We start from the raw sequence: 19,537 nt of genomic DNA, 5'->3' as shown, positions 1-19,537 counted from the left end.
CGCCGTAATCTGGTTCTGCCTCAGGCCCTTGCTGCCATGCAGCCTGCGGGAGCCAAGATGGAAGAAGACTACCTCAAAATTAAATTTAGTGGGGCTGCTACCTAGCTTGGCCTCCCTAACAGAGACATCGATCGCGCCCCCGCGATGTCATAAGATGGTTGAGCAGATTTTTTTGGCTCAGAACCGTTCATGAATTCATTGCAAGATAAGGTCGCAATCGTTACGGGTGCCTCTCGAGGGATTGGACGGGCTACCGCTTTGGCCCTCGCTGGTGAAGGAGCTAAGGTGGTCATTAACTATGCCAACTCCAGTGGCGCGGCTGATGCAGTAGTGGCTGAAATTGCAGGCAATGGGGGAGAAGCATTAGCCCTCCAAGCCAATGTGGCAGAAGTCGATCAAGTAGAGACCTTATTTAAGACGGTACTGGATAAATGGGGGCGTGCTGATGTGTTGGTCAACAACGCGGGTATCACTCGAGACACGTTGCTGTTACGGATGAAGCCGGAAGACTGGCAGGCCGTGATTAACCTCAATTTAACCGGAGTCTATCTCTGTACCCGGGCCGTCAGTAAGGTGATGCTGAAACAGCGATCCGGTCGAATTATCAATATTGCTTCGGTCGCGGGGCAAATGGGGAATCCAGGACAGGCCAACTACAGTGCCGCTAAGGCGGGCGTTATTGGTTTTACCAAGACGGTTGCTAAGGAAATGGCGTCTCGTGGAGTAACGGTCAATGCAGTGGCCCCTGGCTTTATTGCCACGGATATGACGGAGGGGCTAGGGTCCGAAGAGATTATCAAATTTATCCCTCTGGGTCGATATGGTCAGCCCGATGAAGTTGCTGGTATGATCCGGTTTTTAGCGGCTGATCCGGCGAGTGCTTACATTACGGGTCAGGTCTTTAATGTAGACGGTGGCATGGTGATGGCTTAGGATTTTCCTATTTTTACGGATAAAACCCCTGAGGCGTTTCCCTTTATTGTGTAGTATTTTAAAGTGCTCTTAACGAATGTGGGGTTGTCCGCAAGTTGGCTTGAAAGCCCTTTCAGCCTAGAGCACGCTTGTTAGAATCATTGTAATAGTCTGTGTGACTGTTAGATAGAACAACAAGACTAGAATTGTTTAGCGTTTGACTAGGTATCTGCGAATGGCTGTTTCCGATCGCAAGCTCCAACTGCTCGATTTTGAAAAACCCTTAGTAGAGTTAGAGAACCGAATTGAGCAGATCCGTAGCCTCTCTGAACAGAATGGCGTGGATGTGACGGATCAAATCACTCAGCTTGAAGGTCGGGCGGAGCAGCTTCGACAGGAGATTTTTAGTAGCTTAACCCCAATGCAGGAGCTGCAACTAGCCCGGCACCCCCGACGGCCCAGTACCTTGGACTATATCCATGCCATTAGTGATGAATGGATGGAATTGCATGGCGATCGACGGGGCCATGATGACCCGGCCATTGTCGGTGGAGTAGGACGGATTGGCGGCCAGCCAGTGCTGATGTTGGGCCATCAAAAAGGCCGGGATACCAAGGACAATGTGGCCCGCAACTTTGGCATGCCCTTTCCCAGTGGCTACCGTAAAGCCATGCGGTTAATGGACCACGCCGATCGGTTTGGTTTACCGATTATTTCGTTTATTGATACCCCAGCGGCTTGGGCAGGATTAGAGGCAGAACAGTTTGGCCAAGGAGAAGCCATCGCCCTCAACCTGCGAGAGATGTTTCGACTAGAAGTGCCTATTATCTGTACCGTTATTGGCGAAGGCGGGTCTGGGGGTGCTTTAGGAATTGGCGTGGGTGATCGGCTACTGATGTTTGAGCATGCGATTTACAGCGTTGCCCCGCCTGAAGCCTGTGCAGCGATTCTGTGGCGGGATGCCCAGGAAGGCCCCCAAGCAGCTGAAGCCCTTAAAATTACAGCGACGGATCTAAAAGAACTGGGAATTATTGACGAAATTTTACCCGAACCCCCAGGCGGTGCCCATTCAGCTCCAGCTCAGGCGGCAGAAACGATTAAAGCAGCCATTCTTAGCAGCTTAGAAGAACTCTGGCGGCTCAGTCCCCACGAACGTCGCCAACAGCGGTATCATAAGTTTCGGAATATGGGAATTTTCTCCCAGATTCCTTGAGTATGCGCGCCATCCTAAACCAGTGGTATGATGACAAGGTCGCAACATTTATTTACAATTAGTGAAAGCTCGTGCGCAGCAACTGCCTCTCATCTGCGCTGACAGCTTCAAGGAGTCCATGCCCGCACGTTTTAAGTCCCACAATGATTTGCTTGTTCAGTTCGCAAAAGCATTTATTGCTGGGCAGAGTTTTACCGAGTATTGATTTTAGGAATTTTGCATGACAGCTCAACGGAAACTGCGAGCTCTGATTACAGGAGCGAGCAGGGGGATTGGTCGGGCAACCGCCGAAGCATTTGCTGCGTCAAATATTGATTTGGTATTGGTGAGTCGTTCTCAAACACAACTGGACGAATTGGCTCAGAAGCTGCGGCAAGGAAGTGATGTTCAATCCTTTGCTATTGATCTTTCTGCCCCTGAGCAGATCAATTCCCAAATAACTAAACTTCTGGAAGAGGGTGGCCCCATTGATATTTTGATCAACAATGCCGGGATGGGATACACTGGCGAGCTGATCGACATGCCCTTGGCAGACTGGCAACAGGTGCTCAACTTGAATCTGACCAGTGCCTTTCAGTGTATCCAAGCGGTGCTGCCTGGGATGCGATCTCAACAGCAAGGCACCATTATTAATGTCGTTTCCATTGCGGGACAGCAAGCGTTTCCCCAATGGGGAGCCTATTGCGCCAGCAAGTTTGGTCTAATGGGTTTAACCAAAGCCTTAGCTCAAGAGGAACGCCCCCACGGCATTCGGGTAACGGCAGTTTGTCCGGGTGCGGTGAATACGCCTTTATGGGATACCGATACTGTAGATGCCGATTTTGACCGCACCGCTATGTTGAAACCTGAGGATGTGGCCCAAGCGATTTTACATATTGTCCAGATGCCGCAACATGCAGTGATTGAGGAACTGGTACTGATGCCGAATGCGGGCACTTTTTAACCGTTTTTAGACCTCAGACCACCTCTCCCACCAAATTTCTTACAATGAATTGAAACAATGACTACTTTTTCCCCTAATTCTTCTGATGCGGCTAATTCTTCTATGACAACCACTTCCAACCATTCTCAACTTCGTCCTGATCGCAGCTTGTCTCAACGAGGGAAGGAGAAAGACACCCATCGCCAAGCCAGCAGAGAAGAGATGATGGATGCCGTAGAAACGATGCTGTTAGGGGTGGGTGAAGATCCAGAGCGGGAAGGGTTGCTGAAAACGCCAAAGCGGGTTGCGGAGGCGATGCGTTTCCTCACTAGTGGCTATCAGCAGTCCTTAGAAGATTTGGTGAACAATGCCATCTTTGACGAAGGCCATGATGAAATGGTGCTCGTTCGGGATATCGATGCCTTTAGCTTATGTGAGCATCATATGCTGCCATTTATCGGTAAGGCCCATGTGGCCTATATTCCCAACCAAAAAGTGATTGGGTTGAGTAAGCTGGCTCGGATCGTCGAAATGTATTCTCGCCGTCTACAGGTGCAAGAACGGCTCACCCGCCAGATTGCCGAGGCAGTCCAAACGGCCCTCGAACCCAAAGGCGTCGCGGTGGTGATGGAAGCGAGCCATATGTGTATGGTCATGCGTGGGGTGCAAAAACCTGGCTCCTGGACGGTGACTAGCTCGATGATTGGGGTCTTTCAGGAAGATCATAAAACCCGAGAAGAATTCCTTAATCTTATTCGCCATCCCCATAATTTTTAGGTTGGGATGGTCGGAAAATGCAAATCTACCCCCTATTCAGGGCATACTCAGGGTTGATACGCTTTTGTTGAGGGGGGATCCTCCCCTGTCGCTACTGTTGGGGTTACAAACCATGGGCAACCGTCTTCTCAAAAAAATGGGTCGCAATATTGCGATCGCAGGTTTGCTGGGTGGCGTCACTTTCCTTGCTCCACCAGTCCAGGCGGAAAAGATGGATGACGTCTTGAAATTGAAACAGACTCGAATCTGCTTTAGGTGTGATCTTAAAAGGGCCGATTTGGAGAATGCGTCCCTGGCAGGGGCATTCTTGAGAAAATCCAATCTGAAAGGAGCAAATTTGGAAGGGGCTGACCTACGGTTTGCTTTTATTCGCAACGTCAATCTCAAGAAAGCAAACCTCACGAATGCTGACTTAACCGGAGCTATTTTACGGGATGTCAACTTAGATGGTGCGATTCTAACGGGGGCTCGACTCCCCTTGAATTATGGTGGGCGCCCCAATCCTTCTCAAGAGTTTCGGATGCCAGATCCTAAAAAGCAATTGCCCCAATTTCCTAAACGGTCCTTTTAATGGCCTTAGCTAAACAATGGTCAGAAGTGCGGAACGTTAATTGGCTACAAAGCGATTGCCGCCATTGTTACGAGCCTGCTGCAAGTTGCGATCGCTCGCCTCAATAAATGCTTCAATCCCCATGTCTGAATTAGGATGAATAGAGGCAACGCCAATACTTAAGGTGATTGGAGAGGAACCCATCGCCTGTTTTTCGACTGTCTCAAACAACTCCTGAGCCATTGCTTCAGCCTGCACAGAAGTCTGTTGCGGTAGGACAATGGCAAAGGTGAAGGTGCCATATCGGCAGACCAGATCGTTTGGGCCTTGTATGACGTGTTTGATCGTTTGAGCAATGTCACATAAACATTGATCGCCCTGCTGGGGATTGCTCCCTGAGCCATAAAAATTGAAATGATCGAGTTGACAGAACACCAATGTTAGCGGGTGTTGGTTTTGAATTGCTGCTTGCCAGGATGTAAGTAGGTAGGCATCAAAACGACGACGGTTAGCAACCTGGGTCAAGTCATCTAAGGCAGCTAGACGCTGCAATTCCAAATTTGCTTGGTGGAGTTGTGCATTTTGGGCGCGGAGGGCTTGCTGAAGTTGCTGAATTTTAAGCTGATTTTGCACGCGGGCTAGGACTTCTACCACCTTGAAAGGTTTGGTAATGTAGTCCACACCGCCCACGGAAAAGGCTTTAACCTTATCCCAAGATTCATCCAAGGCGCTAACAAAGACCACGGGAATCTCTTGGGTGGATGGATCCGCCTTTAGACGTTGACAAACCGTGTAACCATCCATTTCTGGCATTTGAATATCCAGCAAAATCAACTGAGGTTGATCGAGGGCGACGGCCTGCAGGGCGATGGTACCGTTAAGGGCTTGGAGTACTTCATAGCCCTGCTCTTCTAATACATCCGTAAGCAGTTGCAGATTTTGGGGCTGGTCATCCACCAATAGAATTTTGACTTTTCCAGTCAGATCCGTGGGTTGAAGGGGAGGAGGTGCAGCGGCGGCCAGGGAGGATGAAGGTGCAGGAGTCGCTGGGGTCGTACGGCGCATTTCCTGGGTTAGGATCATTCGCACATTAGATTTTGAAACTTTTTTATCCAGAGCTTGGGAGAGCAAATGCCAGAGTTTAGGGGCAACATCCTGCTTAACATACTTGGGGGAATAGCCACATTCATCTGCTAGCTGATCGTAGGTTTTGCGCTCTCCCTGCAAAGCAGTACTGAGGATACGGCGCTGGAGTTCACTACAATAGGTGTCGGTTTTTTGCAGGATTAAGTTCTCCGCGAATTCTAAGACGGATTCACTGGCATGATCAATATCACTCATGAAAACGGCCTCTCTTAGGACAAGACAAAAAACCTGCTATTCCGTTTCAAGTTGAATCACTTGCTCAATGGAGACCCCCGCTCGACCATGGCGAATATTATGGCGGCCTCTCAATCCGTGGGCCTGATGATGAAGTTGAATTTCATCTTCTCGGGCCTCTAAAACCCGCTGAATGACCCCTTGATAAGATTTGGTCAGTCGTTTGAGGATAGATGCACTAATCATCCATTTTTCGTCAGAGGTCCGCGTTGGATCGTTGTTGTAATCCATGATCGCGTTGATGGCCTGGATAATTTTGGCCTCTGCCGCAGCAGAGGTATTTCCCGGACGCCTGCCTTTCTTTTTGGGCATCGACTGTTTGGCGTTTTGGGGTGGAGGTTCCGGAGAGGGGGCTGGAAATTCAGCCTGTTGGGCATGGCCATTTTTTCGGGCCATTTTTCGGGCCATTTTACGTTGAGGATTCTCTCGTTCGGGGATAGGCTGGGGAGCGACCGGACCTCCCTGCATCGCCTGTACCAACTGCGTCAACACAGTGGTTAATGTATCTAATTTCTGATCGGTCGCCGATTGAGGAACGGCTTGACTAGAAGCACCATCCTCTTTCGGTGTAATCTGCGATAAGGAATCAGATTTGGGGTCTTCCAGTTCATAATTGAGATCATCTAGGAATAGCAGCGCATAATGGGTGCGCTGTTCGTAATTTACCCCCTCTTTGGTATAGCTGGTCCGTTCTGCGGTTTGACCATCGATTAAGGGGAGCTGTCCCGAACGAATGGCTTCTGCGATCGCTCGTTTATACAGCGGTAAATAATCCTCTGGATAATAGTCTTGCTCCAAGTCAGAGATTTCCTGTTGACAAAGAGTTCGAATAGCCTTTGGGTCTCTGAGGGGTTGCAGCGGCTCAATAAACAGGTGGGCGAGCTGATCTAAATCATCCGGGGTCTCATGGATAGGTGGATCGTCTTTTAAGGATTGCTCCAGCCATGCCAACAATATGGACATTTTTTCTTGCTGGGTACCACGAGGCTCAAACTGATCGAGCACCTGGAGCCAGCGATCGCGTTCGTCTTGATAAAGTCTCAGGGTGGAAATTTCCCGTTTAGGGCGTTGGCGTTTCACAGGTCGGATCATCGGTTGTTCTTCCCATTCAGTGAGGGGGTCTGGTTCAAGTTGAGGGGTAGCACGCTGGAAGACTTGCAGGACTTGTACTCCTGGATCGCGCAGTCGAATGCCTTGGCGACCATCGATATTTCCTTGACCATCCCCAATTTTGTAGTCATTGTAGTGGCGAGTGGAGGCCAAGGATCGGCGCAGCGTCGCATCCTGCTCATTCTGGATCAAAAAATGGCCTTGAATAGCCGCCATATATTCAACATCAGCCACGCTGGGTGGCGCATACCAATGGGTGGCAATCCGAGCATAGATCGTCCGAAATAGGTGGGTATAGAGAGTTCCTCTTCCAGCACGTTGAGGAACGAGTTCGGCAAAATAGCGATCGCAAGCTTTGGCAACAGGAGGACTGTACTTCCGGTTAATGGTTTCTAGATCTAAGCCGACGGTATTGACCTTTTGTCTGAGGATATCTAGGGCTGCGATCGCAGGTTTAGCCGGGGCCAGGGTGGGAATTTCAAAGCGGAGTTCCCGTTCCTCTTTACGGCGCTTCAGAGCTCCAGTAAACCACACACTATAGGGGGAAGAATAGGTAAATTCGGCTGTTTGTAACAGTTCGGTGCAGCGACGTCCCGTTATCACCGCTAACCCTGCGGCAATTTCGGACCAATCCCGACTATCCAGCAACATCTTGGCGCGATCGACAATAGCATCGGGCTGTTCAATCAGCCCTTGTTGCTCGTTGCGGGCTGCAACTCTATCGTTGATCGATAAATTGATTTGAATCCACTCATCCCGCGAGAAATTCATGGTCTCTACAGCCACATGCTCCTCCCCTAATTGCTGCTTTAGCGCCTGCCGCACCTCAGTCATCAAATTGCGCTGCTGCTTAAGCGTTTTAAGCCCATGTTTATGCCACTGTTGCTTCATCCAAGAGGCCCATTGCTCTGCGATCTGTCGATCTTGAGGAGAATTACCCAGGGTGGCAACCGCGGGAAAAAATTGATGGTCGTATAATTTCTTCAGCCAACGCCGCATAAACTTGCAGGGTTCAGATTGCGATGATTATTACATACTTGCTGGTCAATCTTTCATTAGGTATAAAACCTTTGCAAAAAGGGGGATAGTGACCTTTCCTTCAATATTCAACAGTGCGGGTTTAGGCCCATCTTCGCTGCTTCCTTATGCTACCCTCACAACTTCCTCATGATTGTCCCCTAAGCTCAAGAAATAACAGGCTTATTGTCCCAGCTATTATTTCTATTAAGCTTATGACTGATTGTCCTTGCTGTTCGCATACATTGCTACGACAAATCCGCTTTGATAGAGTGAGCTGGTTTTGTCCCCATTGCTGGATAGAAGTCCCTTCTACAAAATCAGACCCTTCTGTGACTCAAAATAAGCGTTCTAAACAACAAATCATTCATCAGCCTTTGACGTTGTCAAAACTCCACTTGCATCGCTCTAAAAAATTGAGTTTAACACGCTAAGTCTCTCCTCTGACTTAAAGTCTCTAAATAAAAATAAGGCTTTCTGTATTTCGCCAGATATATAATTTTCGGGGTTAATTAGCCCATTTATCCATTTGATTAATCATCGAGTTTCGATCAGGTTTTGGTGTGATTTTCTGATTCTGATTGATGTCGAACAACTTGAGTCACACAGCACTCCATCTGACTCAATATCAGTTTGATGATTATTGCGTATGGGGCTGCAGAAATGCAGTTAGGAACTTAATAAACAACTGAATCGAATACGTACGATTCGTAATTTAATACTTGCCTGGAGGTTATCCGATGACAATTGCACTTGGACGTGCCCAGGAGCGGGGCTGGTTCGATGTTCTTGACGATTGGCTAAAGCGCGATCGCTTTGTTTTTATTGGCTGGTCAGGATTATTGCTATTTCCCTGTGCTTTTCTATCCATTGGCGGCTGGTTCACCGGGACAACGTTCGTGACCTCTTGGTACACGCATGGCCTAGCCAGTTCCTATTTAGAAGGCTGTAATTTCTTAACGGCAGCCGTCTCTACTCCTGCTGACAGTATGGGGCATTCCCTACTATTGTTGTGGGGGCCCGAAGCCCAGGGGGATTTTACTCGGTGGTGCCAGCTTGGGGGCTTGTGGAATTTCGTTACGCTGCATGGTGCCTTTGGCCTGATTGGCTTTATGCTGCGTCAATTTGAAATTGCCCGTTTGGTGAACGTCCGGCCCTATAATGCAGTCGCTTTCAGCGGTCCCATCGCTGTTTTTGTCTCCGTTTTTTTAATGTATCCCTTAGGCCAGTCCAGCTGGTTCTTTGCCCCCAGTTGGGGTGTAGCCAGTATTTTCCGCTTCTTACTCTTTGTCCAAGGGTTTCATAATCTAACGCTTAATCCCTTTCACATGATGGGGGTAGCGGGTATTTTAGGTGGGGCGCTTCTATGTGCTATTCATGGCGCAACTGTAGAAAACACTTTATTTGAAGATACGAAAGACGCCAATACCTTTAGTGGTTTTAGTCCAACTCAGTCGGAAGAAACCTATTCAATGGTAACGGCCAATCGCTTCTGGTCTCAGATTTTTGGAATTGCCTTCTCTAACAAGCGCTGGCTACATTTTTTTATGCTATTTGTTCCAGTTACGGGGTTATGGGCGTCGGCTATTGGCCTAGTGGGGATTGCGCTCAATATGAGAGCCTACGATTTCGTCAGCCAAGAAATCCGAGCAGCAGAAGATCCAGAATATGAAACGTTTTACACAAAGAATATCCTACTGAATGAAGGGCTAAGGGCATGGATGGCCCCTCAAGATCAAATCCATGAGAACTTTATATTCCCCGAGGAGGTCTTACCCAGAGGAAATGCGTTGTAAACACTGCAACTTCCTCCATGACTGGAGTTCGGAATAATCTGTCCACCTGATCCTTGCATCGGCTGAAACCTACATTCATCTGTAAAAGAACCTCAAAAATGGGTTTTATCTGAACTCCAGTTATCTAGAGCAATAAAATATATATTCATTTTTTAGATATAGTGCTATATTTTAGATATAAGCTTTTTAAGGATCTGCTTGGGTTGGCATGAGTGAACTAGACTTGCGTTTGACCCCCAACCAGGAGGTTATCCTAGCGGCATTGCGGTTACACCGACGCTATGGCCTAGAGATTTTAGCTGCGATTGAAAACAGTGGGGGAAAACAAATTGGGTTCAATTCCCTCTATCCCAATTTGAAGAAACTCGAAAAAAAAGGGTTGGTTCAGTCTGAATGGGGGGATGAACCTGCGGAAGAACATAGTGGGGCTAGGCGCAAATACTACCGGATTACCACTGCAGGACTGCAAGCCCTCGATCTAAAACAACAGCTCCTCGCTGGAGTAGCCAACTGGATACCTGAAACAGAGGGGGTTTGATATGTCTGAGGCAGATCTTGTCCTTGCTAAAAAGGTCGGGCGGATTGTTCGCCAATTTCCGAAGGAATGGCAAGCTCATCAGGATTGGTTGAGAGCTATCGTAACCTCTTACCCTAAATTGCAAACGCAATACTCACAGGGGTTGGCCAGTTTAATTTTTCAGTGGCGACTGCTTTACTTTCTCCTCTACATCTTTAGCGTGGTGGGTCGCAATAGGGTTATTCAGTTCTCTAGCAGATTGTTAGGACAATGGACTGACGAGGTTACCCCTACGCCGGAACAAAGGATGCTTTCAACTCAATCCCGATCGCTCACGCGTCCTTATTTAGGACTACAAAGACTGGCAACACTATTGGCAATGGCGGGGTTAACCCTCTGTGGCGTAGCTGCTCTGACCGGGGTGATGCTGGCATTTTATTATCAACCGACGGCAGAGGGAGCCTATCTCTCTTTAAATGCGATCGCCCATCAAATTGCCAATGGCAATCTCATGCTCAGTTTGCACAATATCGCTGGGAATGGCCTAATTGTGCTGGCCCTTGTGCAAATTATAGTGATGTTTTTAGGACGGCAATTTATGGCGTCCTGGCTAACGGCATGGATTAGCGGTATCTGCCTAACCCTTGCAGCCATAGGCCTTAGTTGGACCGCAATTATTCTGAATTGGGATCAGGTCGGATTTTGGCGATTTAAGATTGAACTCAGCATTATCGAATCCCTACCTGCTGGCTCATTCTTGCGAGAGGTGCTTGCAGGGGGGAGTACCATCAATACCCTGACGCTCCAGCATATGTATACATTGCATAGCTACGTACTTGCGATCGCCGCCTTGCTACTCTCTACAATTCACCTTTTAGCCCTGGTCACGCAAGAGTTACAGCGGGAATCATCACGCCTACCCCTTTGTACTGAAGAGGCAATGGATGAGTAGGGAAATACTTTGTCTTGAATCCCTTGTTTAAATCCCTGCTTATCTGTGCAATGGGTAATCAAGGCTAATTTAACCAATGAATATTTTCCTTTGAAGCGGAAGATGTTTCACTCTCTTCTGGATGGGACTGAGAAGCGAAGGAAGGCTCCTCATCAGCCTGTTCGAACAAGACGAATGGCTTGGTGCCATCGAGGTGATCTGGATCAATGATCATGTAAGGGGGTTCACCCACATGGTTGGGATAAAACTGCTCTACAAAAAAATCCAGTGTGGCTTGTCGAATGTAGCCGTTGAGAACGGCAAGCGCACCAAAACGGAGTCCCGTCTTTTTTTGGGAAGCCAAGATGGTTTCGATGATATTTCTATCGATCAACCCAGCGCGACGAAAATAACTACCGATGGGGACAGGATCGGCTAAGGCATTCAGATAGGGCCACTGATCGCCAAAAAAGTCGGCTGTCTCGGGTAGAACCCAACCATGCAAAACTAAGATTTCCCCCAAGCGCATTGTGTTATACAAATTCTGCTCATACAGGGCTGTTTCTAATTGGTGGGGTGAGATCAGATCTGAAGCACACAATCGCTCACCAATTTTGAGGGAATTTTGGATTAGGGTAGGGCCAATCGTCATTTCTATCGCTTAGCCTGCTAAACGCTTTTTCCAAAGTAGCAAAATATCATTCTTGAAGTGAATATTGTTAAGTAGTCGATCGTTAGAAAAAGTAAGCAAAAGTGAGAAAATCGGCTTTAGAAGCAGTGGTTAGACCTGATTGAGCTGAATTTATTGATGCAATACATCATCGATATTATCTGGGTTTTAACGGATTTCAGGCTCAGATGGGTCGAATTTATTGTTGTAAATACCAACCCATCACTTTTTTCAATGTCAAATCCTTAATAGGGACTTGATAATGTTGCGAAATAGCCCCCAAAGGATTCAAGGATGAGGTCACCAGATGACTAAACCAATCCATAAAGGCAGCATCCACATGTTGCCCCTCTTGCAATTGGGTATCTTTTGCAACCCATTCATGGATTTGCTCAGATTGTAGGGATTCAATCGGGGTTTGCAGTTTTTCGCTGAGTTGTTGCAAGTATCGCCAACAGTAAACCGTCAGTCGAATCGAAAATCGCTCTCGTGTGGGGAGCAGCGTTTGGTCGATTTGGGCATTTTCTTCGAGGGTGAGCAGACCACTCAAGGATTGGGGAAGTTCTGCCATTGTTTAATAGGTATGCAAATTTGTAGGTGTGAAAACAAATTTTAGGTGCAATAAGTGTGAGATTGACTCTTGACCACTTCAGGTGATCTAGTAGACGAGGTAAAGAGGTCAATGCTTTAGCTTAGCCGACCATGGCCCCATGGAAATGCCTAATGGAACTTATTTTGTGTTCCAAGACCCCAGTGGAAATCATTACGCTATCTTTGAAGATGTTCGCCCTTTAGCAATGGAGAATGCCTATCAAGATCCAAAGCAATGCCCACCGAATCTGATGAATGAGGGGTTTATGATTCAATCCATCCAAGATTACCTAGCTGCGTGGAATGCAAAAACTTTTAACGAAAGACGGAGTTTACTGCAAAGCTGTATGACAGGTAAGGCAATTTATATCGACCCTCACGCGCCAGACCCAGTTCAGGGAATTGACGGAATGCAAGCTTTAATTGAGAAATTCCGAGCGCGTTTCGATCACGAGTTAAAAGCTGAGGGACAAATCGATATGCATCATAGTGTATTCCGACTCCCATGGCGATTGCAGCGAGATAGTGGGGAGATATTGTCACACGGATTGATGGTGGGAGACTTAACTGATGCAGGATTAATCAAACGAATTGTCCAGTTTGTTGATACTGTAAACGCATCATAACAACCCCAGTGCAGCATACGGTTGAAGGACTTGGTGGTTATGTAAAAGTGTTTTGCTACTCCTGACCACGAACGTGATCCGACTGAAACCTATGCTTATTCGAAATTTCAAGCCGACTGACCAACACGACGTTATTCGCCTCTGGAACAAGTGCCGTTTGACACGACCATGGAATAACCCGATCCTCGACATTAAACGGAAGCTGGATGGTCAACCTGATTAGCTGATCGTAGCTGTCGATGCTTCGGCAATCATCGGTTCTGTGATGGTTGGCTACGATGGTCACCGGGGTTGGATAAATTACCTCGCTGTCGATCCGGATCACCAGCGTTCCGGTATTGGACGCGAGCTGATGCTGGAAGCTGAGCGTCGGTTGCTTCAAAAAGGATGTCCGAAGATTAGTCTCCAGATTCGTGATGACAACGAACAGGCAATCTCGTTCTACGAATCTATCGGATTTTCCCGTGATCCTGTCTTTAGCTTTGGAAAACGCCTGATTCCCGATGCACCGCCTTACTCTCCAGACGGCGGATAACCATCGGGTGTACCGGAGCGACGATGGGATATTTTTTGTTTGCTTGCCAGTTTTTATCGCAGCCCAGTGAACGCTGACCTTCTTTCTCCCTTTTGTATTGGATTAGCAAAAGAGGACAAGATCCACAAGATTGAACTAATCCGCCTCAATCAAGTATCCACAGCGATGCTCGCCATTGACGAGCCAGTGGGTTCTTTCCACCTGGCAATCTTTCAGGGCAATGGCAAACATTTCCAGCTCATTGTCACACACGCTAGGAAAGGTCTCGGCCACCTGGGAAATGGCGCAATTATATTCCGTAAGGATAAATCGCGTCGCCTTCATGGGATCAGCATCTTCGGGAATCGGGTAGTACTCAGCCATATAGCCTTCGGCTGCCCGCAGCTTCACCAGTTTGGCCACCCGCTCTGCCAAGGTGCCGGGGCCTAATTTTTGTTGATATTCCAGGGCCTTGCGTTCCCACTGTTTGCGGAGAATCACCCGCATTTGGTCCTTGCCAACGGTTTCTGAGAGGGTATCGAGTAAATCGATCGCAAAGGTATCGTGGTGATCCGGGAAGCGATCGCGCCCCGCTCGACTCAACTGATACATATGTTGGGGGCGTCCAGTCCCGGCATGAACGCTCTCAAATAGGATGAGTCCTTCTGATTCTAGGTCTTTGAGATGACGGCGAATGGCTTGGGGCGTCACCTGTAGCTGCTCTGCTAGCTCATGGGTATTGGCTTGCCCCTGCTTGAGCAAATGCTGAAGGATATCTTGTTTTGTGGAAGAGGCGGTGTTCACAATTGAGATGTCCAAGCAGCAATCAACATTGGTTTTTGAAGGGCCAATCCCAAGAAGCGGTTTAACCTATTACAACAATTTCTCTCGACTTTGACAACATAAATGTTGCTAAAGTACTCTATGATGGTGTTGAACAACAAAGTTGTTGTTTTATGATTATACACGCGCGCCACTTGCTCTGAGAGAACACCCCCCATGACCGCAACCGTTGAAAATCTGGTCAATCAACCCTACAAATACGGCTTTGTCACGGATATTGAAGTTGAAACCATTCCTAAGGGACTGAGCGAAGATGTGATTCGCTTGATCTCGGCCAAAAAGGAAGAGCCGGCTTTTATGCAGGAGTTTCGACTCAAGGCCTATCGCCAGTGGCTAAAGATGAAGGAGCCCACTTGGCCCCATGTTGACTATCCGGCCATTGATTATCAAGACATCACCTACTACTCCGCTCCTAAGGAGCAAGAAAAGAAAAAGAGTTTAGATGATGTGGATCCGGCGCTGCTAGAAACCTTCGATAAACTTGGTATTCCCTTATCAGAGCAGAAGCGACTCAGCAATGTGGCCGTAGATGCGGTGTTTGATAGCGTCTCTGTGGCCACCACCTTTAAAGAGCAGCTAGCCAAGGAAGGGGTGATCTTCTGCTCTATTTCTGAAGCCCTTAAGGATTTTCCCGAGCTGGTGGAGAAATATCTGGGAAGCGTGGTGCCCATTAACGATAATTTTTTCTCGGCCCTCAACTCGGCGGTATTTAGTGATGGTTCCTTTGTGTACATTCCTAAGGGTGTGAAATGCCCCATGGAACTGTCCACTTATTTCCGCATCAATACCGAAGGGGCGGGACAGTTTGAGCGCACTCTGATTATTGCCGAAGAAGGTAGCCAGGTCAGCTATCTAGAAGGCTGTACCGCACCCATGTTCGATACCAATCAGCTCCACGCTGCGGTGGTAGAGCTGGTGGCCTTGGATGACGCCGATATTAAATATTCCACGGTCCAGAACTGGTATGCGGGTGACGAGAACGGTAAGGGCGGTATCTATAACTTTGTGACCAAACGGGGCCTGTGTGCGGGCAAGAATTCCAAAATCTCCTGGACCCAGGTAGAGACTGGGTCAGCGATTACCTGGAAATATCCCAGTTGTGTGTTGGTGGGCGATAACTCCGTCGGTGAGTTTTATTCTGTGGCTCTGACCAACAATAAGCAACAGGCGGACACGGGCACCAAGATGATCCATGTGGGCAAAAATACCCGCAGCACGATTATTTCCAAGGGCATTTCCGCAGGCCGCTCCCAAAACAGCTATCGCGGTTTGGTACGGATGGGGCCGAAGGCCGATGGCTCTCGCAATTACTCCCAGTGTGATTCCATGCTGATTGGCAGTGATGCCGAGGCCAACACCTTCCCCTATATCCAGGTGCAAAATAACCAAACGAAAGTGGAGCATGAAGCTTCCACCTCCAAGATTGGAGAAGACCAGCTCTTCTACTTTGCCCAGCGGGGTATTTCCGTAGAAGATGCGGTGTCGATGATGATTAGCGGCTTCTGTCAGGATGTGTTTAATCAACTGCCGATGGAATTTGCCGTGGAAGCCGATCGGCTTTTAAGCCTGAAGTTAGAAGGAAGTGTGGGATAAGGTTTCCGACCAAAGCAGTACTAGACGTTAGACGCAGTTAGAGGTTCAGGCGTGATTATTGACAATAGCGATGTGATTCTGTCGGTCCGTAATTTGACGGCCGATGTGGATGGAACTCCAATTCTGAAGGGGTTAAATCTAGAAATTAAGGCGGGAGAAATCCATGCCATTATGGGGCCAAATGGATCGGGGAAAAGTACCTTCTCTAAGGTATTGGCTGGGCACCCCGCCTATACGGTCACCGGCGGCGAGGTCATTTATAAGGGCCAGAATCTCCTGGAACTGGAACCAGAAGAACGGTCCCGCTCGGGCGTGTTTTTAGCCTTTCAATATCCTTTAGAAATTCCTGGGGTGAGCAATCTGGACTTCCTGCGGGTGTCCTTTAATTCCAAGCGTCAGCATGAAGGTCTAGAAGAGCTAGACGCCTTTGATTTTGATGATTTGGTGCGGGAACGCTTAGACGTGGTTAAGATGGACCCGGCCTTCCTCGATCGCAGTGTGAACGAAGGCTTTTCTGGCGGTGAAAAGAAGCGCAATGAAATCTTGCAGATGGCTCTTCTAGAGCCCACCTTGGCCATCCTGGACGAAACGGATTCCGGCTTAGATATTGATGCCCTGAAGATTGTCGCCAATGGCGTCAACCAATTGGCTAAGCCTGAAAACGCTACGCTGATGATCACCCACTATCAGCGATTGCTGGACTATATCGTCCCTGACTTTGTGCATGTGATGGCCGAGGGCAAAATCTTAACCACAGGTGGCAAGGAACTGGCTCAAGAGCTGGAAGCCAAAGGTTATGACTGGGTGAAAGCAGAAGATGTGGCTGAGGTGGCAGTCTAATGACCGTAGAAGTAAACCCCGAAGCCGTCGCAGCCCTTTCCACTGCAACCCAGGATCGGCAAGCCTATTTGACCCATCTTCTCGCTCAGCGGCCCAATCCGAAAGGGCTGGAAGATATGCGACAGAGCGCTCTGAGTATTGTCCAAGAGCGAGGTCTGCCCAGTAATCGGGATGAGGACTGGCGATTTACAGATCTGTCAGGTCTGTACAAAACTGCTTTTACCGCTCCTACTGCTGCGTCGCTCTCCCTAGAGGAAATTGCCCCATTGATCTTGGCAGAGGCCCCAGTACGGCTGGTCTTTGTCAATGGCTGGTTTGCCCCTGATTTATCGGCCATCGATCACTTACCTACGGGATTAAGCATCAGTACCTTGGCGGATGCAGGCAACCTACCTGAGCTGGGTCAGCAGCCGGGATTGTCAGAAGTCTTTACGGCTCTCAATACCGCTAGCTTTGCCGATGTTGCCGTCTTACGCATTGCCAAAAATCAGGTGATTGAAGCCCCCATCCATCTGTTGTATTTGACTACAGGAGATACACCGATAATCACCTCGCCTCGAGGGCTGGTGGTAGCTGAAGCCAATAGCGCAGCCACTTTGATAGAAGAATATGCAGCGGTCAAAGCAGCGTCCTACTTTACGAACGCAGTAACGGAAGTGAACTTGGGGCAAAATGCTCAGCTTCACCACCATCGAATTCAGCGGGATGCTAAAACGGCCTTTCATATCGGTACGACATCAGTGTCCCAGGATCGCGATAGTCGCTATGCTCTGACTAGCCTGAGCCTGGGGGGACAGATGTCCCGCCATAACCCCGTGGTGGTGCCTACGGCGGAACAAACGGATACCACCTTAAATGGGTTGACCCTAGCGGTAGATCAGCAGGTGGCCGACACCCACTCTGATCTCTCCTTTACCGGTCCCCACTGTACAGCCCAGCAGTTGCATAAGTGCATCGTTGATAATCGCGCTCGCGCGGTGTTTAATGGCCGAGTGTTTGTGCCCAAGTTGGCTCAGCAGACCAATGCCAGCCAGCTCAGCCGCAATTTGCTGCTGTCGGCCAAGGCGCGGGTGGACACCAAACCACAGCTAGAAATTATTGCCGATGATGTTAAGTGCGCCCACGGGGCCACGGTCAGTCAGCTAGACGATGAAGAAGTCTTTTATTTACAAAGCCGGGGGTTAGACCGCAATAGCGCTTGCGATTTGCTGGTCGAGGGGTTTGCGGCGGAAATTATTGATCAATTGCCCATTGCTGAGCAGCGCCAGACTCTGCTAAACGCTGTGTTGTCCCAAATACGTTAGATTCGTGATTCTGCACCTATGATTGCCATCCAAGAAAAGTCTCTAGCCCTTCAGGTTCGTCCTAACTTTCCCATTTTGCATCAGCAAATTCAGGAGAGTCCCTTGGTCTATTTGGATAGTGCGGCCACCTCTCAGAAACCGACCTCTGTCTTGGAAGCACTGCAGGCCTATTACGAGCAAGATAATGCCAATGTCCACCGAGGGGTCCATACCCTGAGTGGTCGGGCGACGGATGCCTATGAGGGGGCACGAGATAAGGTGGCGGCCTTTGTCAATGCGGCGTCTCGTCAAGAGATTGTCTATACCCGCAATGCCAGTGAAGGGATTAACCTGGTGGCTTATAGCTGGGGAATGAATAATCTCAAGGCTGGCGATGAAGTCATCCTGACGGTGATGGAGCATCACAGTAATTTGATTCCCTGGCAGTGGGTGGCCCAGAAAACCGGGGCGGTGCTCAAGTTTGTGGAGCTGGATGAGAATCAAGCCTTTGCTTTAGAGCAGTTCAAAACTCTGGTGAATGACCGCACCAAACTGGTGGGGGTGGTACATGTGTCCAATACCTTGGGCTGTGTAAATCCGGTGGAAGAGATTGTTGCGATCGCACACCAATACAATGCCAAAGTGCTGATCGATGCCTGCCAAAGTGTCCCCCATATGCCCATCGATGTCCAGAAGATCGACTGCGATTGGCTGGTGGCGTCTGGCCATAAAATGTGCGCCCCCACGGGCATTGGCTTCCTCTACGGTAAGCTGGATTTGCTGCGTAGCATGTCCCCCTTCTTGGGCGGCGGTGAAATGATTGCCGATGTGTTTCTAGACCATGCCACCTATGCAGATTTACCCCACAAGTTTGAGGCAGGCACCCCTGCCATTGGTGAGGCAGTGGGCCTAGGGGCAGCGGTTGATTACTTGACCCAAATTGGTATGGACAAGATTCATGCCTATGAAGCGGAGTTAACGGCTTACCTGTTTAAGCGGCTGCGAGAGATTTCTGAGGTGCAGGTCTATGGTCCTCAGCCCAATATAGATGGGACAGGTCGAGCGGCATTGGCTTCCTTTACGGCAGGGGATGTGCATCCCCACGATCTCTCCACGATTTTGGATCAAGCAGGTGTAGCCATTCGGGCCGGACATCACTGTACTCAGCCTTTGCATCGGCATCTGAAGGTGTCGTCTACGGCCAGAGCAAGTCTCTATTTTTACAACACTCGCGAGGAAATTGATACGTTTATCAACTCACTTAAAGAAGCTGTAGAATTTTTCGGCAGTATTTTTGGGTAAGTATTTCGCAATTCCTTGAATTGTGACTGTGTATAGCTAATTGGTTCAGATTTACAACTCATTTCGGGTTTTATTCCATGGGTCAAATTATCTGAAACCCTCTCACTGCATAGCCTTCCATCGACACAGATTAAAATGGCTCCAGCCTTT

General features: G+C 48.7%; 19 protein-coding genes and 1 pseudogene. 15 read left to right on the top strand and 5 right to left on the bottom strand.

Going from position 1 to position 19,537, the window contains the following annotated elements; translation table 11 throughout:
* From Q0991_RS00335 to Q0991_RS00310, 6 genes are all read left to right on the top strand, one after another.
* The coding region (locus Q0991_RS00335; protein WP_299484510.1) for a hypothetical protein at positions 1 to 105 on the top strand (105 nt) is incomplete at its 5' end.
* Between the two features lie 84 nt (positions 106 to 189).
* Complete coding sequence (fabG, locus tag Q0991_RS00330) at positions 190 to 933, top strand: 3-oxoacyl-[acyl-carrier-protein] reductase (RefSeq protein ID WP_299484508.1); 744 nt, start codon at positions 190 to 192, stop codon at positions 931 to 933.
* Positions 934 to 1,147: 214 nt separating this feature from the next.
* On the top strand, positions 1,148 to 2,125 hold the full coding sequence (locus tag Q0991_RS00325) for an acetyl-CoA carboxylase carboxyltransferase subunit alpha (protein WP_299484507.1): 978 nt from the start codon (positions 1,148 to 1,150) through the stop codon (positions 2,123 to 2,125).
* Between the two features lie 220 nt (positions 2,126 to 2,345).
* Positions 2,346 to 3,068 carry an SDR family oxidoreductase gene (locus Q0991_RS00320; protein WP_299484506.1) on the top strand — a complete coding sequence of 241 codons (723 nt, stop codon included), beginning with the start codon at positions 2,346 to 2,348 and terminating at the stop codon, positions 3,066 to 3,068.
* Positions 3,069 to 3,170: 102 nt separating this feature from the next.
* Entirely contained in the window at positions 3,171 to 3,824 is a 654-nt protein-coding gene (folE, locus tag Q0991_RS00315; protein WP_299484505.1) for a GTP cyclohydrolase I FolE, read from the top strand.
* 112 nt (positions 3,825 to 3,936) lie between these two features.
* Complete coding sequence (locus tag Q0991_RS00310) at positions 3,937 to 4,395, top strand: pentapeptide repeat-containing protein (RefSeq protein ID WP_299484504.1); 459 nt, start codon at positions 3,937 to 3,939, stop codon at positions 4,393 to 4,395.
* Positions 4,396 to 4,431: 36 nt separating this feature from the next.
* On the opposite strand, the gene Q0991_RS00305 is transcribed toward Q0991_RS00310, so the two are convergent.
* Both Q0991_RS00305 and Q0991_RS00300 read right to left on the bottom strand, forming a co-directional pair.
* The gene (locus tag Q0991_RS00305; protein WP_299484503.1) at positions 4,432 to 5,715 is read right to left on the bottom strand and encodes a diguanylate cyclase; all 1,284 of its coding nucleotides are present in this window, start codon (positions 5,713 to 5,715) and stop codon (positions 4,432 to 4,434) included.
* Between the two features lie 36 nt (positions 5,716 to 5,751).
* Entirely contained in the window at positions 5,752 to 7,863 is a 2,112-nt protein-coding gene (locus Q0991_RS00300) for a protelomerase family protein (protein ID WP_299484502.1), read from the bottom strand.
* 758 nt (positions 7,864 to 8,621) lie between these two features.
* Between Q0991_RS00300 and psbD the strand changes: the two genes are divergently transcribed.
* From psbD to Q0991_RS00285, 3 genes are all read left to right on the top strand, one after another.
* The gene (gene psbD / locus Q0991_RS00295; protein WP_299484501.1) at positions 8,622 to 9,677 is read left to right on the top strand and encodes a photosystem II D2 protein (photosystem q(a) protein); all 1,056 of its coding nucleotides are present in this window, start codon (positions 8,622 to 8,624) and stop codon (positions 9,675 to 9,677) included.
* Between the two features lie 208 nt (positions 9,678 to 9,885).
* Complete coding sequence (locus tag Q0991_RS00290) at positions 9,886 to 10,215, top strand: PadR family transcriptional regulator (RefSeq protein WP_299484500.1); 330 nt, start codon at positions 9,886 to 9,888, stop codon at positions 10,213 to 10,215.
* Between the two features lies 1 nt (position 10,216).
* A complete protein-coding gene (locus tag Q0991_RS00285) occupies positions 10,217 to 11,146 on the top strand; it encodes a cytochrome b N-terminal domain-containing protein (protein WP_299484499.1) in 930 nt (309 codons plus the stop codon).
* Positions 11,147 to 11,210: 64 nt separating this feature from the next.
* On the opposite strand, the gene Q0991_RS00280 is transcribed toward Q0991_RS00285, so the two are convergent.
* Entirely contained in the window at positions 11,211 to 11,777 is a 567-nt protein-coding gene (locus tag Q0991_RS00280) for a hypothetical protein (protein ID WP_299484498.1), read from the bottom strand.
* A 217-nt stretch (positions 11,778 to 11,994) separates the two neighbouring features.
* Entirely contained in the window at positions 11,995 to 12,366 is a 372-nt protein-coding gene (locus Q0991_RS00275) for a hypothetical protein (RefSeq protein ID WP_299484497.1), read from the bottom strand.
* A 139-nt stretch (positions 12,367 to 12,505) separates the two neighbouring features.
* Here Q0991_RS00275 and Q0991_RS00270 point away from each other — a divergent pair, with 139 nt between their 5' ends.
* On the top strand, positions 12,506 to 13,012 hold the full coding sequence (locus Q0991_RS00270; protein ID WP_299484496.1) for a hypothetical protein: 507 nt from the start codon (positions 12,506 to 12,508) through the stop codon (positions 13,010 to 13,012).
* A gap of 91 nt (positions 13,013 to 13,103) precedes the next feature.
* Positions 13,104 to 13,547: pseudogene (locus tag Q0991_RS00265) on the top strand (GNAT family acetyltransferase).
* A 135-nt stretch (positions 13,548 to 13,682) separates the two neighbouring features.
* On the opposite strand, the gene sufR reads toward Q0991_RS00265, so the two are convergent.
* Positions 13,683 to 14,330, bottom strand: coding sequence for an iron-sulfur cluster biosynthesis transcriptional regulator SufR (gene sufR, locus Q0991_RS00260; RefSeq protein WP_299484495.1), 648 nt, complete (start codon positions 14,328 to 14,330; stop codon positions 13,683 to 13,685).
* Between the two features lie 195 nt (positions 14,331 to 14,525).
* Between sufR and sufB the strand changes: the two genes are divergently transcribed.
* The 4 genes from sufB to Q0991_RS00240 are packed head-to-tail and all read left to right on the top strand — an operon-like array spanning position 14,526 to position 19,387.
* On the top strand, positions 14,526 to 15,962 hold the full coding sequence (gene sufB / locus Q0991_RS00255) for a Fe-S cluster assembly protein SufB (RefSeq protein ID WP_299484493.1): 1,437 nt from the start codon (positions 14,526 to 14,528) through the stop codon (positions 15,960 to 15,962).
* Positions 15,963 to 16,013: 51 nt separating this feature from the next.
* On the top strand, positions 16,014 to 16,802 hold the full coding sequence (sufC, locus tag Q0991_RS00250) for a Fe-S cluster assembly ATPase SufC (RefSeq protein ID WP_010480921.1): 789 nt from the start codon (positions 16,014 to 16,016) through the stop codon (positions 16,800 to 16,802).
* Positions 16,802 to 18,106, top strand: coding sequence for a Fe-S cluster assembly protein SufD (gene sufD / locus Q0991_RS00245; RefSeq protein WP_299484492.1), 1,305 nt, complete (start codon positions 16,802 to 16,804; stop codon positions 18,104 to 18,106). Before sufC ends, sufD begins: the two co-directional genes overlap by 1 nt.
* 18 nt (positions 18,107 to 18,124) lie before the next feature.
* A complete protein-coding gene (locus Q0991_RS00240) occupies positions 18,125 to 19,387 on the top strand; it encodes a SufS family cysteine desulfurase (RefSeq protein ID WP_299484491.1) in 1,263 nt (420 codons plus the stop codon).
* The last annotated feature ends 150 nt before the right edge of the window (positions 19,388 to 19,537 follow it).

It is taken from the genome of Acaryochloris sp. IP29b_bin.137, from assembly GCF_028285745.1.
In the GTDB taxonomy this organism is placed as follows: domain Bacteria; phylum Cyanobacteriota; class Cyanobacteriia; order Thermosynechococcales; family Thermosynechococcaceae; genus Acaryochloris.
This window is presented reverse-complemented; position numbering and strand designations above follow the sequence as displayed.

Excerpts from the sequence above, each read along its gene's own strand:
- fabG (WP_299484508.1), top strand. The coding sequence starts at position 190 with ATGAATTCATTGCAAGATAAGGTCGCAATCGTTACGGGTGCCTCTCGA.
- Q0991_RS00325 (WP_299484507.1), top strand. The coding sequence starts at position 1,148 with ATGGCTGTTTCCGATCGCAAGCTCCAACTGCTCGATTTTGAAAAACCC.
- Q0991_RS00320 (WP_299484506.1), top strand. The coding sequence starts at position 2,346 with ATGACAGCTCAACGGAAACTGCGAGCTCTGATTACAGGAGCGAGCAGG.
- folE (WP_299484505.1), top strand. The coding sequence starts at position 3,171 with ATGACAACCACTTCCAACCATTCTCAACTTCGTCCTGATCGCAGCTTG.
- Q0991_RS00310 (WP_299484504.1), top strand. The coding sequence starts at position 3,937 with ATGGGCAACCGTCTTCTCAAAAAAATGGGTCGCAATATTGCGATCGCA.
- Q0991_RS00305 (WP_299484503.1), bottom strand. The coding sequence starts at position 5,715 with ATGAGTGATATTGATCATGCCAGTGAATCCGTCTTAGAATTCGCGGAG.
- Q0991_RS00300 (WP_299484502.1), bottom strand. The coding sequence starts at position 7,863 with ATGCGGCGTTGGCTGAAGAAATTATACGACCATCAATTTTTTCCCGCG.
- psbD (WP_299484501.1), top strand. The coding sequence starts at position 8,622 with ATGACAATTGCACTTGGACGTGCCCAGGAGCGGGGCTGGTTCGATGTT.
- Q0991_RS00290 (WP_299484500.1), top strand. The coding sequence starts at position 9,886 with ATGAGTGAACTAGACTTGCGTTTGACCCCCAACCAGGAGGTTATCCTA.
- Q0991_RS00285 (WP_299484499.1), top strand. The coding sequence starts at position 10,217 with ATGTCTGAGGCAGATCTTGTCCTTGCTAAAAAGGTCGGGCGGATTGTT.
- Q0991_RS00280 (WP_299484498.1), bottom strand. The coding sequence starts at position 11,777 with ATGACGATTGGCCCTACCCTAATCCAAAATTCCCTCAAAATTGGTGAG.
- Q0991_RS00275 (WP_299484497.1), bottom strand. The coding sequence starts at position 12,366 with ATGGCAGAACTTCCCCAATCCTTGAGTGGTCTGCTCACCCTCGAAGAA.
- Q0991_RS00270 (WP_299484496.1), top strand. The coding sequence starts at position 12,506 with ATGGAAATGCCTAATGGAACTTATTTTGTGTTCCAAGACCCCAGTGGA.
- sufB (WP_299484493.1), top strand. The coding sequence starts at position 14,526 with ATGACCGCAACCGTTGAAAATCTGGTCAATCAACCCTACAAATACGGC.
- sufD (WP_299484492.1), top strand. The coding sequence starts at position 16,802 with ATGACCGTAGAAGTAAACCCCGAAGCCGTCGCAGCCCTTTCCACTGCA.
- Q0991_RS00240 (WP_299484491.1), top strand. The coding sequence starts at position 18,125 with ATGATTGCCATCCAAGAAAAGTCTCTAGCCCTTCAGGTTCGTCCTAAC.